Genomic DNA, 16,189 nt, shown 5'->3' on the forward strand with positions numbered 1-16,189 from the left:
GGACGGTTTTTGCATTGATTTAGATCGCGATATCTGAATTAATATGCAAATATTGTGATTGATTATTCCTTGGAGGGTGTTTTGATAAAGTCAGCGCTATTGGTTCTGGAAGACGGAACCCAATTCCACGGTCGGGCCATCGGGGCAGAGGGAACGGCAGTGGGGGAAGTGGTCTTCAATACGTCGATGACCGGTTATCAAGAAATCCTCACTGATCCTTCCTATTCCCGCCAGATCGTTACTCTTACTTATCCTCATATCGGCAATGTCGGCACCAATGCTTCCGACGAAGAATCCTCCGCAGTACACGCCCAAGGCCTCGTCATTCGCGACCTCCCGCTGATCGCCAGCAACTACCGCAACGAAGAAAGCCTGTCCGACTACCTCAAGCGTCACAACATCGTGGCGATCGCCGATATCGATACCCGCAAATTGACCCGCCTGCTGCGCGAGAAGGGCGCCCAGAACGGCTGCATCATCGCCGCCGATTCGCCGGACGCCGCGCTGGCCCTGGCCAAGGCGCAAGGTTTCCCGGGGTTGAAGGGCATGGATCTGGCGAAAGAGGTCACCACCCAAGAGGCCTACAGCTGGCAGCAAGGCAGCTGGACGCTTGAAGGCGACCTGCCCGAAGCCAAAACCGCCGCGGAACTGCCGTTCCACGTGGTGGCTTACGACTACGGCGCCAAGCGCAACATCCTGCGCATGCTGGTGGATCGCGGCTGCCGCCTGACCGTGGTGCCGGCGCAGACCCCGGCCGACGAGGTGCTGAAAATGAATCCGGACGGCATCTTCCTGTCCAACGGCCCGGGCGATCCGGAGCCGTGCGACTACGCCATCACCGCCATCAAACAGTTCCTGGAAACCGACATTCCGGTGTTCGGCATCTGCCTGGGCCACCAGCTGCTGGCGCTGGCCAGCGGGGCGAAAACCATGAAGATGAAGCTCGGCCACCACGGCGGCAACCACCCGGTGAAGGATCTGGACAACAACACCGTGATGATCACCGCGCAGAACCACGGCTTTGCGGTAGATGAGAACAATCTGCCGGCGAACCTGCGCGTGACGCACAAATCGCTGTTCGACCACACGGTGCAGGGCATTCACCGCACCGACAAAGCGGCGTTCAGCTTCCAGGGCCACCCGGAAGCCAGCCCAGGCCCGCACGACGCCGCGCCGCTGTTCGATCACTTTATCGAACTGATTGAGACTTACCGTTCTAACGCCAAATAATCAGGAGCAGTAAAAAATGCCAAAACGTACAGACATAAAAAGCATCCTGATCCTCGGCGCTGGCCCGATCGTTATCGGCCAGGCGTGTGAGTTCGACTACTCGGGTGCCCAGGCGTGTAAAGCGCTGCGCGAAGAGGGTTACCGCGTCATTCTGGTCAACTCCAACCCGGCGACCATCATGACCGACCCGGAAATGGCCGATGCGACCTACATCGAGCCGATCCACTGGGAAGTGGTGCGCAAGATCATCGAAAAAGAGCGCCCGGATGCGGTGCTGCCGACCATGGGCGGCCAGACGGCGCTGAACTGCGCGCTGGAACTGGAGCGTCAGGGCGTGCTGGCCGAGTTCGGCGTTACCATGATCGGCGCCACCGCCGATGCGATTGACAAGGCCGAAGATCGTCGCCGTTTCGATGTGGCGATGAAGAAAATCGGTCTGGATACCGCGCGTTCCGGCATCGCGCACACCATGGAAGAAGCGCTGGCGGTGGCCGCTGACGTCGGCTTCCCGTGCATCATCCGCCCTTCCTTTACCATGGGCGGCACCGGCGGCGGCATCGCCTACAACCGCGAAGAGTTCGAAGAGATCTGCGAACGCGGCCTGGACCTGTCGCCGACCAACGAGCTGCTGATCGATGAATCGCTGATCGGTTGGAAAGAGTACGAGATGGAAGTGGTGCGTGATAAGAACGACAACTGCATCATCGTCTGCTCCATCGAAAACTTCGACGCCATGGGCATCCACACCGGTGACTCGATCACCGTCGCGCCGGCCCAGACCCTGACCGACAAGGAATACCAAATCATGCGCAACGCCTCGATGGCGGTGCTGCGTGAGATCGGCGTCGAAACCGGCGGCTCCAACGTGCAGTTCTCGGTCAACCCGAAAACCGGCCGCCTGATCGTCATCGAAATGAACCCGCGCGTATCGCGCTCTTCGGCGCTGGCGTCGAAAGCCACCGGCTTCCCGATCGCCAAGATCGCCGCCAAGCTGGCGGTGGGCTACACCCTCGATGAGCTGATGAACGACATCACCGGCGGCCGCACCCCGGCGTCGTTCGAACCGTCCATCGACTACGTCGTGACCAAGATCCCGCGCTTCAACTTCGAGAAGTTCGCCGGCGCCAACGATCGCCTGACCACCCAGATGAAGTCGGTCGGTGAAGTGATGGCCATCGGCCGCACCCAGCAGGAGTCGCTGCAGAAAGCGCTGCGCGGCCTGGAAGTGGGCGCCACCGGTTTCGACCCGAAAGTGAGCCTGGACGATCCGGAAGCGCTGACCAAAATCCGCCGCGAGCTGAAAGACGCCGGTTCCGACCGCATCTGGTACATCGCCGACGCCTTCCGCGCCGGTTTGTCGGTAGACGGCGTGTTCAACCTGACCAACGTCGACCGCTGGTTCCTGGTGCAGATTGAAGAGCTGGTGCGCCTGGAAGAGCAGGTGGCCGACGCGGGCATCAACGGCCTGAACCAAGAGTTCCTGCGCACCCTGAAGCGCAAAGGCTTCGCCGATGCGCGTCTGGCCAAGCTGGCCGGCGTCGCCGAGAGCGAAATTCGCAAGCTGCGCCACAGCTACGGCCTGCATCCGGTCTACAAGCGCGTGGATACCTGCGCGGCGGAATTCGCCACCGACACCGCCTACATGTACTCCACCTATGAAGAAGAGTGCGAATCCAACCCGACCAACGACCGGCCGAAAGTGATGGTGCTGGGCGGCGGGCCGAACCGTATCGGCCAGGGCATCGAGTTCGACTACTGCTGCGTGCACGCCTCGCTGGCGCTGCGCGAAGACGGCTACGAGACCATCATGGTCAACTGTAACCCGGAAACCGTCTCCACCGACTACGACACCTCAGACCGCCTGTACTTTGAGCCGGTAACGCTGGAAGACGTGCTGGAAATCGTGCGCATCGAGAAGCCGAAGGGCGTGATCGTGCAGTATGGCGGCCAGACTCCGCTGAAGCTGGCGCGCGAGCTGGAAGCCGCAGGCGTGCCGGTTATCGGCACCAGTCCGGACGCCATCGACCGCGCCGAAGACCGCGAGCGCTTCCAGCAGGCGGTCAACCGTCTGGGTCTGAAGCAACCGGCCAACGCCACCGTCACCGCCATCGAACAGGCGGTGGAGAAGGCGGCGGCCATCGGCTATCCGCTGGTGGTGCGTCCTTCCTACGTGCTGGGCGGCCGGGCGATGGAAATCGTTTACGACGAAACCGACCTGCGCCGCTACTTCCAGACTGCGGTCAGCGTATCCAACGATGCGCCGGTGCTGCTGGATCGCTTCCTGGACGACGCGGTGGAAGTGGACGTCGATGCCATCTGCGACGGCGAACGCGTGCTGATTGGCGGCATCATGGAGCACATCGAGCAGGCGGGCGTGCACTCCGGCGACTCCGCGTGTTCGCTGCCGGCGTACACCCTGAGCCAGGAAATTCAGGACGTGATGCGTCGTCAGGTGGAAAAACTGGCGTTCGAGCTGCAGGTGCGCGGCCTGATGAACGTGCAGTTCGCGGTGAAAGACAACGAAGTCTACCTGATTGAAGTCAACCCGCGCGCCGCGCGCACCGTGCCGTTCGTCTCCAAAGCCACCGGCGTGCCGCTGGCCAAAGTGGCCGCGCGCGTGATGGCGGGCAAAACGCTGGTCGAGCAGGGTGTGACCGAAGAGATCATCCCGCCGTACTATTCGGTGAAAGAAGTGGTGCTGCCGTTCAACAAATTCCCGGGCGTCGACCCGATTCTGGGGCCGGAAATGCGCTCTACCGGGGAAGTGATGGGCGTGGGCCGCACCTTCGCGGAAGCCTTCTCCAAAGCGATGCTGGGCAGTAACTCGGGCATGAAGAAGCAGGGCCGCGCGCTGCTGTCGGTGCGTGAAGGCGATAAAGCCCGCGTGGTCGATTTGGCCGCCAGCCTGCTGAAGCAGGGCTTCGAGCTGGACGCCACCCACGGCACCGCGGTGGTGCTGGGCGAAGCGGGCATCAACCCGCGCCTGGTCAACAAGGTGCACGAAGGGCGTCCGCACATTCAGGACCGTATCAAGAACGGCGAGTACACCTACATCGTCAACACCACGGCAGGCCGTCAGGCGATTGAGGACTCCAAGCTGATTCGCCGCAGCGCACTGCAGTACAAGGTGCACTACGACACCACGCTGAACGGCGGCTTCGCCACCGCGATGGCGCTGAAAGCGGATCCGACCGAGCAGGTGACGTCGGTGCAGGAAATGCACGCGCGCATCGGCAAGTAACAGCGCGATAACGCAACGTAAGGGGCGCTGCAGATGCAGCGCCCTTTTTTATTCAGCGAATTTGTCGGCTGGCGTTAAAAATTTCCGCTATCAATCAGTGGGCAAACTGTCACTCTGTGTGATTGGTATATGCTTGGTGTATTGGCAAGGAACGAAGGAACGACGATAACAATGATTCTGATAATTTATGCTCACCCGTATCCTCGGCATTCGCATGCCAATCACCGCCTGCTGCAGGCGGTGAAGGATCTCCCCGAGGTGGAGGTGCGCTCGCTGTATGAGCTGTACCCCGATTTCAATATCGACATCAACGCCGAGCAGCGGGCGGTGGAGCGCGCCGACCTGGTGGTGCTGCAACATCCGATGCAGTGGTACAGCTTCCCGCCGTTGTTGAAGCTGTGGATCGACAAAGTGCTGGAGCACGGCTGGGCCTACGGCCACGACGGCAATGCGCTGGTGGGTAAAGACTGCCTGTGGGCGGTGACCAGCGGCGGCGACGAGCACCACTTCGAGCTGGGCGACTTCCCCAACTTCGCCGCGCTGGCGCAGCCGCTGCAGGCCACGGCGATCTATTGCGGCATGACCTGGCTGCCTTATTTCGCCGTGCACAATACCTTTACCTGCAACGAGCCAGCGCTGCTTGCCGCCGGCGAAGCCTACCGCCAGCGGCTGGTCGACTACCTGATGGAACATGCCGAAGCGGAAACCCGGGAGGCCAGCCATGGATAATCACCACATGATGATCGAAGGGCTGATCTACCTCGGCTCCGCGGCGCTGTTTGTGCCGATCGCGGTGCGCCTGGGACTGGGCTCGGTGCTCGGTTACCTGATCGCCGGCTGCATCATTGGCCCCTGGGGGCTGAAGCTGGTGTCGGACGCCGAATCGATCCTGACCTTTGCCGAGATCGGCGTGGTGCTGATGCTGTTTATCATCGGCCTGGAGCTGGATCCTAAACGGCTGTGGACGCTGCGTGCCTCGGTGTTCGGCGGCGGCAGCATTCAGATGGTGGGCTGCGGCCTGGCGCTGAGCGCCTTCTGTTACTTCCTTGGCCTTAACTGGAAGGTGGCGTTGTTGATTGGCCTGACGCTGGCGCTCTCATCCACCGCCATTGCCATGCAGGCGATGAGCGAACGCAATCTGACGCCGTCGCCGATCGGCCGCAGCGCGTTTGCGGTGCTGCTGTTCCAGGATATCGCGGCGATCCCGCTGGTGGCGATGATCCCGCTGCTGGCCAGCAGCGGCGCCACCACCACGCTGGGCGCTTTCATGCTGTCGGCGGCCAAGGTGGTGGGCGCGTTGACGATGGTGGTGTTGCTCGGCCGCTACGTCACCCGCCCGCTGCTGCACTTCGTCGCCCGTTCGGGCATGCGCGAAGTGTTCAGCGCCGTGGCATTGTTCCTGGTGTTCGGCTTCGGCATCCTGCTGGAGATGGCCGGACTGTCGATGGCGATGGGGGCGTTCCTCGCCGGGGTGCTGTTGGCGAGCTCGGAATACCGCCACGCGCTGGAGAGCGATATTCAGCCGTTCAAGGGATTGCTGCTGGGGCTGTTCTTCATCGGCGTCGGCATGTCGATCGACTTCGGCACGCTGTTCCATCATCCGTTGCTGATCGCCTCGCTGCTGCTGGGCTTTATGCTGATCAAGGCGGCGTTGCTGTGGCTGATTGGGCCGCTGCTCGGCGTGCCGAAGCGCCAGCGCGGCCTGTTCGCCATTCTGCTGGGGCAGGGCAGTGAGTTCGCCTTCGTGATTTTCAGCGCCGCACAGCTGGCCGGCGTCTTGCCGGTTGAATGGGCCAAGTCGCTGACGCTGGCGGTGGCGCTGTCGATGGCGGCCACCCCGCTGCTGTTGGTGATCGCCGCGCAGCTGGAGAAAAATGCGCCGAAAGAGGATCGCCCGGCCGACGTCATTGATGACGAGAATGCCAGCGTGATCATCGCCGGCTTCGGCCGTTTCGGCCAGATCGCCGGTCGTTTGTTATTGGCCAACGGCGTGCACACCGTGGTACTGGATCACGATCCGGACCATATCGAAACGCTGCGTAAATTCGACACCAAGGTGTTCTACGGCGACGCCACGCGCGCCGATCTGCTGGAGGCCGCCGGCGCCGCTCACGCCAAGGTGCTGATCAACGCCATCGACGACGTGGAAGACAGCCTGGCGTTAACCGAGCTGGCCAGGCAGCACTTCCCGCATCTTAAGGTGGTGGCGCGGGCGCGCGACGTCGATCACTGGTATCAGCTGCGGCAGCTGGGGGTGGAAAAACCGGAGCGCGAAACCTTCGAAAGCTCGCTGCGCGTCGGCCGTGAAACGCTGGAGTTGCTGGGGCTGGACGCCTATGAGGCGCGCGAGAAAGCGGACACGTTCCGTCGCTATAACCTGAAGATGCTGGAAGATACGCTGGATAATTACCAGGATACTGAATTCCGTATCGCCAGCCTGCAGCGGGCCAAGGAGATGCTCAGCGCGGCCATCGAGCAGGATCAGAATCGGCTGGCGCGGGTGCAGCAGACCGGCTGGCGCGGCAGTATCGACGGCAAGGCGCCGGAGGATGAAGTGGTGGAAGCCAAAGGATAAGGGGAGGGGCGCCGTGATGGCGCCCCTTTTTTTGCTTAGCTCAGCGCGACCTTGATGCCTAAGGCGATCAACATGCCGCCCAGCAATTTGTCGACGATCTTCTGCGTCTTTTCCAGCCCGCGGCGCACCGGCCCGCTCTGGATCAAAAATACCAGCAGCGGCCACCAGATGACCGACAGGCCGAGAATAATCCCCGCGTACCACAGCTTGTCACCCAGACCGGAATCGATCTGCAGCACCTGGGTGAAGACCGCCAGGAAGAACAGGGTGGCTTTCGGATTCAGCAGGTTGCACAGGTAGCCTTGCGCAAAGGCGCTCTTCAGGCTGACCTGCTGCTGCGGCAGATTGCTGACGTTCATTTTGCCGCCGCCGCGCGACAGCAGCGCCTGGATGCCGATCCACACCAGATAGACCGCCCCGGCGTATTTCAGCAGGTTGAACAGCCACGGCGTGGTGGTGATCACCACCGCCAGCCCGGCGACGCAGTAGGACATGTGGGTGGCGACGCCGCAGATCACGCCGAAGGCGGTCATCATGGCGGCCAGCCGCGGGTAGCGGGCGGCGTTTTTGATCACCAGGAAAAAATCCGGGCCGGGGGAGAGCATGCCGAGGGCGGCAATGCCGGCGACGAACAACGAAGTTTCAAGCATGGGAGACGTCTCGCGCAAAAGGCAGCAATCTGGCGATAATAACGCCGCTTCCCCTGATGCGCATCAACCCAATGAGGTATTGTTAGGCTCTATGATAATAATTCATCTACCGCCCGCGACGGAGCACCATGCAGCAGACTACCGCCACAGACAGGCCGGAACCGCACCGGCAACAGCGTGAAATCACCCGACTGTGCATTCAATGCGCGTTGCTGCTGTTGCAGCACGGCGCCGAGAGCACGGTGGTGGAACAGTTATCAACTCGCCTGGGACTGGCGCTGGGCATGGACAGCGTGGAAAGCTCGATCTCCGCCAATGCGGTGGTATTGACCACTCTTAGCCATGGTGCCTGTCTGACCACCACCCGTAAGAACGTCGATCGCGGCATCAATATGCAGGTGGTGACCGAAGTGCAGCATATCGTGATCCTCGCCGAGCATCGCCTGGCGGATGCGCACGACGTGGCGCGCCGCTTTGAAAGGATCCGGCCGCTGCGCTACCCGCGCTGGCTGGTGGTATTGATGGTGGGGCTGTCCTGCGGGTGCTTCAGCATGCTCAACGGCGGTGGCGGCGACGCCTTCCTGGTGACCTTTATCGCCAGCGGCACGGCGATGTTGGTGCGCCAAATCCTCACCGCCCGCCAGATGAATCCGCTGATCAATTTCTGCCTGACGGCATTTGTCGCGACGTCGATCTCCGGACTGCTGCTGCGCCTGCCGGCGTTTAAAGACACCTCGAGCGTGGCGATGGCCGCCAGCGTGCTGCTGCTGGTGCCGGGCTTCCCGCTGATCAACGCGGTGGCCGACATGTTCAAGGGGCATGTGAATACCGGGCTGGCGCGCTGGGCGATGGCCAGCCTGCTGACGCTGGCGACCTGTATCGGGGTAGTGATGGCGATGTCGCTGTGGGATCTGCGGGGGTGGTCATGAATCTGTTGTGGGCCTTGTTGCAGGAGATGCTGTTGGCGGCGGTGCCGGCGCTGGGCTTCGCCATGGTGTTTAACGTGCCGCTGCGTGCGCTGCGCTATTGCGCATTGCTCGGGGCTATCGGGCGCGGTTCGCGCATGCTGATGATGCATGCCGGCATGAACATCGAGTGGGCCTCGCTGCTGGCGGCGATCCTGATCGGCATCATCGGCATTTACTGGTCGCGCTGGCTGCTGGCGCATCCGAAGGTGTTCACCGTGGCGGCGGTGATCCCGATGTTCCCCGGCATTTCCGCCTATACCGCGATGATAACTGTGGTGGAGATCTCGCATCTGGGCTACAGCGAGGCCTTGATGGAGACCATGATCACTAACTTCCTCAAGGCCAGTTTTATCGTCGGTGCCTTGTCGATCGGCCTGTCGTTACCGGGCCTGTGGCTGTACCGCAAACGCCCCGGCGTGTGAAATTTCCCGGCGGAAGAACGTTGGTTATTAGATATGCTGATAAGAGCTATCTTATATATTCATCTTGCTTGATTAGCCTATCGACGGCACTCAGGCCTTTACGTATAGTGTCACCAATTTTGCTGCCTACACAGGGTTAAACAATGATTATCAGCCTGATCGCTGCCTTGGCGGCGGATCGCGTTATTGGCATGGAAAACGCCATGCCGTGGCACCTGCCGGCGGACCTTGCGTGGTTTAAACGCAACACGTTGAATAAGCCGGTTATTATGGGCCGCAAGACCTTCGAGTCCATCGGCCGCCCGCTGCCGGGCCGCCACAATATCGTTTTGAGCAGCCGCCCGGGCAGCGAAGCCGGGGTGACCTGGGTAACCTCGCTGGATGAGGCGCTGGCCGCCGCGGGCGAGGTGGAAGAAGTGATGGTGATCGGCGGTGGGCGCATCTATACCCAGTTGCTGCCGCGCGCCGACCGTCTGTACCTGACGCACATCGACGCCGAAGTCGGCGGCGATACCCACTTCCCGGATTACGAGCCGGACGAGTGGGAAACCACGTTCAGCGAATTCCACGACGCCGACAATCTGAACTCGCACAGCTACTGTTTCGAAATCCTGCAGCGCCGCTGATCTCAGCCCGTTAGCCAGTTATCCCCGGGGGCGCAAGCAATTGCGCCCCCGGCCTTTTTACGCCGGTCATTCGTAACCTTTCCGTCACATTACCTGATTAGTATGAAGCCCAACTCCGAGCGCCACGGCAACTCTGGTGAATCTTGACCGCGGCGCCATAACTAAAAAGGTAACCACGTTATGACCAAGCAAATTGAGCAATTAGACGCCGACCGCCTGATCGATCCCTCTCGCCGCAAGCTGTTGCTCGGCAGCGCCGGCGCCGTCGGCCTGGCCGGCTTTCTCGGCGGTGGCATCTGGTCGGTCTCCGCCGAGGCGTTGGCCGAGGATCTGCCGCCGAACAGGCTGCTGGGCTTTCAGGGCATCGCCGCATCTACCGCCGACGAGGTGACCATCGCGCCGGGCTACCGCGCGGAGGTGCTGATCTCCTGGGGCGAGCCGCTGGTGGACGGCGCGCCGGCCTTCGATCCGCAGGGCAACAACAGCGCCGCCGATCAGGAAAAACAGTTTGGCGACAACAATGACGGCATGAGCTTCTTCCCTATCGATGACAATCACGGCGTGATGGCCATCAATAACGAATACGTCAACGAACAGTATCTGTTCGCCCACGGCGGCGCCAAAGCCACCAGCCTGGAAGAGGTGCGCAAGTCACAGGCGGCGCACGGCGTCTCCATTGTGGCGGTCAAGCGGGTTGGCGACGGCCAGCGCTGGGAGGTGGAGCGCCCGTCGCGCTATAACCGCCGCATCACCGCCAACAGCGAAATGCAGTTCAGCGGCCCGGCCGCCGGGCACTCGCTGCTGCAGACCGCCGCCGATCCGAGCGGCCGCAAGGTGTTGGGCACCTTCGGCAACTGCGCCAACGGCAAGACGCCGTGGGGCACCTATCTGACCTGCGAGGAAAACTTCGATACCTATTTCGGCACCCGTCAGGCCGATTATCGCACCACGCCGGAACAGAAGCGCTACACGCTGAAGGCCAGCGAACCGGAGCGCAACTGGCCGGACTATGATGAGCGCTTCGATGTGGCGAAGAACCCTAACGAATTCAACCGCCACGGCTGGATCGTCGAGATCGATCCGTTGAATCCGGCCTCGACGCCCATCAAGCACACCGCGCTCGGCCGCTTCAAACATGAAAACGCGGCGGTGACCGTGGCCAAAGACGGCCGCCTGGTGGTGTACATGGGCGACGACGAGCGCGGCGAACATATCTATAAGTACGTCTCCAAAGGCGTGGTCGACGCCGCCAATCCGGCCAACAATCGCACGCTGCTGGACGAGGGGACGCTGTACGTGGCGCAGTTCGACAGCGATGAGGCCGGCACGCCGCTGAAGGGCAAAGGGCGCTGGATTGCGCTCGAGTTCGGCAAGAACGGCCTGACGCCGGAGAACGGCTTCCGCGACGAGGCCGAAGTGCTGATCTTCGCCCGCAAGGCGGCGCAGCAGGTCGGCGCCACCAAAATGGATCGCCCGGAGTGGATCGCGGTGAACCCGCATGACGGCCGCGCGTACTGCACGCTGACCAACAACAGCAAGCGCGGCGAGGAAGGGATGCCGTTGAACGCCGCCAACCCGCGACCGAACAATATCTACGGCCAAATCATTCGCTGGGACGAGGGCGGCGACGCCACCGCCGACGTCTTCGCCTGGGACATCTATGCGCTGTGCGGCAACCCGATCGCCCACCCCGAAGGCGTCAACCGCGGCACGCCGAACATCACGGCGGAAAACACCTTCAACAGCCCGGACGGGCTGGGCTTCGATCGCGCCGGTCGTCTGTGGATCCTCACCGATGGCAAATACAGCAACAAGGGCGACTACGTCGGGCAGGGCAACAACCAGATGCTGGTGGGCGATCCGGTCAGCGGCGAGATCCGCCGTTTCATGGTGGGGCCGAAGTCCTGCGAACTGACCGGCATCACTTTCACCCCGGACTACAAGACGATGTTCGTCAACGTGCAGCATCCGGGAGAAGAGGGCGATTCGCACTTCCCGAACAACAGCCCGCGCCCGCGCTCATCGGTATTGATGATCACGCGTGAAGATGGCGGGGTGATTGGGGCGTAAGGCGATAATATAGAAAACAAAGGCGGCCACGGGGCCGCCTTTGTATTTTCAGGATGCGGCTAATCTGCCGGCGTGGTCAGGCGCTTCGCCGCGATTGGCGGGTTGCGTGAAGTAACGGCGGTCTTCCCAGCGCAGCATCGTCAGATCGCCGCCCCAGCAGCAGCCGGTATCCAGCCCGATCACGCCCTCCGGCGTGCCCTTGCCTTCCAGCGAGGCCCAGTGGCCGAAGATGATGGTGTATTCCGGGTCCACCAGGCGCGGCAGCTCGAACCACGGCTTCAGCGGCGCCGGCGCGCTGCCCGGCGCATCTTTGCAGATCATGTCGAGCTGGCCGTTGGGGAAGCAGTAGCGCATGCGCGTGAACGCATTGGTGCTGAAACGCAGGCGCGCCAGGCCGCTCAGCTCCGGCGCCCAGTTGTTCGGCATGTCGCCGTACATGGCATCGAGGAACAGCGGATAGCTGTCGCTGCTCAATACCGCTTCCACTTCGCGCGCGCACATTTTCGCGGTGTCGATATCCCACTGTGGGGTGATGCCGGCGTGCGCCATCACCAGCTTTTGCTCATCATCCACCTGCAGCACCGGTTGGCGGCGCAGCCAGTTGATCAGCTCGTCGGCGTCCGGCGCTTCCAGCAGCGGGGTGATGCGATCTTTGGGTTTGTTGCGGCTGATGCCGGCGTAGACCGCCAGCAGGTGCAGATCGTGGTTGCCCAGCACCATGCGCACCGCCGGACCGAGCGAGCGCACGTAGCGCAGCACGTCCAGCGAGGCGGGGCCGCGCGCCACCAGATCGCCGGTCAGCCACAGTTGATCGCGCTCGGGATCGAACGCAACCTGAGCCAGCAGCGACTTCAGTTCATCGAAACAGCCGTGAACGTCGCCGATAAGGTATGTCGACATAATTAATGGATCAGCGTTGGAATGGCTAAGCGAAAAACGGGAATAGCGGTGCGGAACGGCTGACCCTGATGGTCAACCATTTCGTAATGGCCTTCCATGGTGCCCAGCGGCGTTTCCAGAATGGCGCCGCTGGTGTACTGAAACTCTCCACCGGGCGGAATGACGGGCTGTTCGCCGATCACGCCTTCGCCCTGGACTTCGGTTTGGCGGCCGTTACTGTTGGTGATCAGCCAGTAACGGCCCAGCAGTTGCACGTTGGTCCGCCCCAGATTGCGGATGGTGATGGTATAGGCGAAGACGTAACGCTCTTCTTCAGGGATCGACTGTGATTCCACATAGATGCTCTGAACCTGAATACACACGCGGGGCGAATCAATCATGACAACAACTCCTTATTGCTGCGGCGCCGGATTGGCTGACAGCCAGTTCGCCAGCTTGCAGTACTGCGCCACAGAAATATTTTCTGCTCTGAGCGAAGGATCGACGCCCAGCTCCGTCAGCTGCTCCGGCGTGAACAGGTCGCCCAGGCTGTTGCGGATGGTTTTCCGCCGCTGGTTGAACGCCTGCGTGGTGATGCGGCTCAGCATGCGCACGTCGCCCACCGGGTTCGGCAGCTCGGTGTGCGGGACCAGGCGCACCACGGCGGAATCGACCTTCGGCGGCGGCGCGAACGCGGTCGGCGGCACTTCCAGCACCGGAATGACGTTGCAGTAGTACTGCGCCATCACGGTCAAACGCCCGTAGGCCTTGCTGTTCGGGCCGGCCACCAGACGGTTGACCACCTCTTTTTGCAACATAAAGTGCATGTCGCGGATTGCCTGAGTATAGCTGAAAAGGTGGAACATCAGCGGCGTCGAAATATTGTACGGCAGGTTACCAAATACGCGCAGCGGTTGGCCAGCTTCCTCGGCCAGTTCGGCGAAATTCACCGTCATGGCGTCCTGCTGGCGGATGGTCAGCTTGTCTTTCAGCCGCGGATGGTTCTCCAACCGGGTGGCTAGATCGCGGTCCAGTTCGATCACCGTCATGCGGTCCATGCGCGCGCCAACCGGCTCGGTCAAGGCGCCGAGGCCGGGGCCGATCTCGACCACCGCTTCGCCCGGCTGCGGGTGAATGGCGGAGACAATGCTATCGATGACAAACTGATCGGTTAAAAAGTTTTGTCCAAAGCGTTTGCGGGCAAAGTGCCCTTGGTGGACTCTGTTATTCATTACAATTAATTATCATTTTAATGGCGAGATTCAGGGCCGTTTGGAAACTGCCGACATCGGCGGTGCCGGTGCCGGCCAGTTCCAGAGCGGTACCGTGGTCGACCGAGGTGCGTATGAAAGGCAAACCGAGGGTGATATTCACCGCGCGGCCGAACCCTTGGTATTTTAGCACCGGCAGCCCCTGATCGTGATACATCGCCAGCACCGCATCGGCATCTTGCAGATATTTGGGCTGGAACAGGGTGTCCGCCGGCAGCGGGCCGATCAGATGGATACCGTCAGCGCGCAGCGCGTCGAGCGCCGGGATGATGGTGTCTATCTCTTCGCGCCCCATATGGCCGCCTTCCCCGGCGTGGGGATTCAGACCGCAGACGTAAATGTGCGGCTGAGCGATGCCAAATTTGGTTTTCAGATCGTGGTCGAGAATGCGAATGACTTCGAACAGGCTCTGCTGCGTGATGGCGCCCGGCACCGCCAGCAGCGGCAGGTGGGTGGTCGCCAGCGCCACGCGCAGCTCTTCGGTCGCGAGCATCATCACCACGCGATCGCAGCGGCTGCGATCGGCAAAGAATTCGGTATGGCCGATAAACGGCACGCCGGCGTCGTTAATCACGCCTTTGTTCACCGGGCCGGTGATCAGCGCGGCAAATTCGCCGTTCAGGCAGCCGTCGCAGGCGCGCGCCAGGGTTTCCACCACGTAGGCGCTGTTGCCGACGTTCAGTTCACCGGCGGTGACCGGCTGAGCGAGCGACACCGGCAGCACGGTCAGCGTGCCGGCGCGTTGCGCCTCGGCCGGTTGCTGCGGTTGGTAGTCGCGCAGCGTCAGCGGCAGGCCCAAACGCCTGGCTCGTTCAAGCAGCAGGGCCGGATCGGCGCACACCACCAGCTCAACAGGCCAATCCTGTTGCGCCAGGGCGGCTACCAAATCCGGCCCCACCCCGGCGGGTTCGCCGGGGGTAATGACGACGCGTTTATTGCTGCGCATCGCTGCCATCGAGGATCTTCACGTAAGCCTGGGCGCGCTGTTCCTGCATCCAGGTCTGCGCCTCTTCGGCGAACTTACGGTTGAACAGCATGCGGTAAGCGCGATCTTTCTGCGCGGCGTCGGTTTTATCCACCTGACGGGTATCCAGCAGCTGAATCAGGTGCCAACCGAAGGAAGAGTGCACCGGCGCACTGATTTCACCTTTGCTCAGCTTCAGCAACGCATCGCGGAAGGCCGGATCGTAGATGTCCGGGGAGGCCCAGCCCAGATCGCCGCCCTGCATGGCGGAACCCGGATCCTGCGACAGCTGTTTGGCTTCGTCGGCGAATTTGGCGCGGCCGCTCTTGATGGCTTCCGCAACGGATTGCAGCTTGGCGCGCGCCTGATCGTCAGTCAGCACCACCGAAGGCTTCAGCAGGATGTGACGGGCGTGCACTTCGGTGACCGACACCGACTGGCTGGCGCCGCGGATATCGTTCACTTTCAGGATGTGGAAGCCGACGCCGGAACGGATTGGGCCGACGACGTCGCCTTTCTTGGCGCTCACCAGACGTTCAGCGAACAGGGTCGGGATCTCTTGCAGCTTGCCCCAGCCCATGTTGCCGCCTTTCAGCGCCTGAGAGTCGGCGGAGTAAGTGATCGCCAGCTTGCCGAAGTCGGCGCCGCTGTTGATCTCACCCACCAGGCGTTTGGCCAGCTCTTCGGCTTTGTCGACCTGCTGCTGCGACGGGTTTTCCGGCAGCGGGATCAGGATGTGGCTGATGTTCATTTCGGTGTCGCTGCCGTTCTGCGCGCCCACCTGTTTGGCCAGCGCGTCCACTTCCTGCGGCAGGATGGTGACGCGGCGGCGCACTTCGTTGTTACGCACTTCGGAAATCAGCATCTCTTTACGGATCTGCGAACGGTAGGTGTTGTAGTTCAACCCTTCGTACGACAGGCGGCTGCGCAGCTGATCGACGTTCATGCGGTTCTGCGCGGCGATGTTGGCGATCGCTTTGTCCAGCTCGGCGTCGGAGACGGTGATGCCCATTTTCTTGGCCATCTGCAGCTGGATGTTATCCATGATCAGACGTTCGATGATCTGATGGCGCAGCGTCTTGTCGTCCGGCAGTTGCTGACCGGCCTGCTGGGCGTTGAGCTTCACCGACTGCAACAGTCCGTTGACGTCGCTTTCGAGTACCACGCCGTTATCCACGACGGCGGCGACTTTATCCACTTCTTGGGGTGCTGCGAACGCGGCATTGGCGCAAACCACCAATCCGAGAATAAGCGTTCTCCAGTTCTTCATACATTTCCCATTATGTAATCCGC

14 protein-coding genes are annotated in these 16,189 nt (G+C 61.7%); 8 read left to right on the top strand and 6 right to left on the bottom strand.

Annotated elements, in window-relative coordinates; all coding sequences use genetic code 11:
* Positions 1–81: 81 nt before the first annotated feature.
* The 4 genes from carA to kefC all read left to right on the top strand — a co-directional run bounded on the left by carA (position 82) and on the right by kefC (position 7,046).
* Entirely contained in the window at positions 82–1,230 is a 1,149-nt protein-coding gene (gene carA / locus AC2CGI_RS14905; protein WP_004932920.1) for a glutamine-hydrolyzing carbamoyl-phosphate synthase small subunit, read from the top strand.
* A 16-nt stretch (positions 1,231–1,246) separates the two neighbouring features.
* Positions 1,247–4,471, top strand: coding sequence for a carbamoyl-phosphate synthase large subunit (carB, locus tag AC2CGI_RS14910; protein ID WP_049187986.1), 3,225 nt, complete (start codon positions 1,247–1,249; stop codon positions 4,469–4,471).
* A 171-nt stretch (positions 4,472–4,642) separates the two neighbouring features.
* Positions 4,643–5,200 (top strand): glutathione-regulated potassium-efflux system oxidoreductase KefF, encoded by a 558-nt coding sequence (gene kefF, locus AC2CGI_RS14915; protein WP_004932911.1) that lies wholly within the window; start codon positions 4,643–4,645, stop codon positions 5,198–5,200.
* The gene (gene kefC, locus AC2CGI_RS14920; protein WP_021505358.1) at positions 5,193–7,046 is read left to right on the top strand and encodes a glutathione-regulated potassium-efflux system protein KefC; all 1,854 of its coding nucleotides are present in this window, start codon (positions 5,193–5,195) and stop codon (positions 7,044–7,046) included. Before kefF ends, kefC begins: the two co-directional genes overlap by 8 nt.
* A 35-nt stretch (positions 7,047–7,081) precedes the next feature.
* Here kefC and AC2CGI_RS14925 read toward each other — a convergent pair whose 3' ends face one another.
* Positions 7,082–7,696: a LysE family translocator gene (locus tag AC2CGI_RS14925; RefSeq protein ID WP_015376619.1), complete on the bottom strand. Its 615-nt coding sequence runs from the start codon at positions 7,694–7,696 to the stop codon at positions 7,082–7,084.
* 128 nt (positions 7,697–7,824) lie between these two features.
* Here AC2CGI_RS14925 and AC2CGI_RS14930 point away from each other — a divergent pair, with 128 nt between their 5' ends.
* The 4 genes from AC2CGI_RS14930 (at position 7,825) to AC2CGI_RS14945 (ending at position 11,782) form a co-directional block, all read left to right on the top strand.
* Positions 7,825–8,625, top strand: a complete 801-nt coding sequence (locus AC2CGI_RS14930) for a threonine/serine exporter family protein (protein ID WP_015376620.1) — start codon at positions 7,825–7,827, stop codon at positions 8,623–8,625.
* A complete protein-coding gene (locus AC2CGI_RS14935) occupies positions 8,622–9,086 on the top strand; it encodes a threonine/serine exporter (protein WP_015376621.1) in 465 nt (154 codons plus the stop codon). The genes AC2CGI_RS14930 and AC2CGI_RS14935 overlap by 4 nt, the downstream gene beginning before the upstream one ends.
* 143 nt (positions 9,087–9,229) lie before the next feature.
* Entirely contained in the window at positions 9,230–9,712 is a 483-nt protein-coding gene (gene folA, locus AC2CGI_RS14940; protein ID WP_004932893.1) for a type 3 dihydrofolate reductase, read from the top strand.
* A gap of 180 nt (positions 9,713–9,892) precedes the next feature.
* A complete protein-coding gene (locus AC2CGI_RS14945) occupies positions 9,893–11,782 on the top strand; it encodes a PhoX family protein (RefSeq protein ID WP_076740933.1) in 1,890 nt (629 codons plus the stop codon).
* A 48-nt stretch (positions 11,783–11,830) separates the two neighbouring features.
* Here the strand turns inward: AC2CGI_RS14945 and apaH are convergent, their stop codons facing one another.
* From apaH to surA, 5 genes are read right to left on the bottom strand one after another with little or no spacing between them, the layout of a single operon-like run.
* The gene (apaH, locus tag AC2CGI_RS14950) at positions 11,831–12,682 is read right to left on the bottom strand and encodes a bis(5'-nucleosyl)-tetraphosphatase (symmetrical) ApaH (protein ID WP_021505355.1); all 852 of its coding nucleotides are present in this window, start codon (positions 12,680–12,682) and stop codon (positions 11,831–11,833) included.
* A gap of 2 nt (positions 12,683–12,684) precedes the next feature.
* Positions 12,685–13,062 carry a Co2+/Mg2+ efflux protein ApaG gene (gene apaG, locus AC2CGI_RS14955; protein ID WP_015376624.1) on the bottom strand — a complete coding sequence of 126 codons (378 nt, stop codon included), beginning with the start codon at positions 13,060–13,062 and terminating at the stop codon, positions 12,685–12,687.
* A 12-nt stretch (positions 13,063–13,074) separates the two neighbouring features.
* Positions 13,075–13,893, bottom strand: coding sequence for a 16S rRNA (adenine(1518)-N(6)/adenine(1519)-N(6))-dimethyltransferase RsmA (gene rsmA, locus AC2CGI_RS14960; protein WP_004932881.1), 819 nt, complete (start codon positions 13,891–13,893; stop codon positions 13,075–13,077).
* A complete protein-coding gene (pdxA, locus tag AC2CGI_RS14965) occupies positions 13,886–14,887 on the bottom strand; it encodes a 4-hydroxythreonine-4-phosphate dehydrogenase PdxA (RefSeq protein WP_021505353.1) in 1,002 nt (333 codons plus the stop codon). The genes rsmA and pdxA overlap by 8 nt, the downstream gene beginning before the upstream one ends.
* Positions 14,865–16,166 (bottom strand): peptidylprolyl isomerase SurA, encoded by a 1,302-nt coding sequence (gene surA, locus AC2CGI_RS14970; protein ID WP_004932876.1) that lies wholly within the window; start codon positions 16,164–16,166, stop codon positions 14,865–14,867. The genes pdxA and surA overlap by 23 nt, the downstream gene beginning before the upstream one ends.
* Positions 16,167–16,189 lie beyond the last annotated feature (23 nt).

The sequence above is a fragment of the Serratia sp. LSHTC3 genome, from assembly GCF_057197125.1.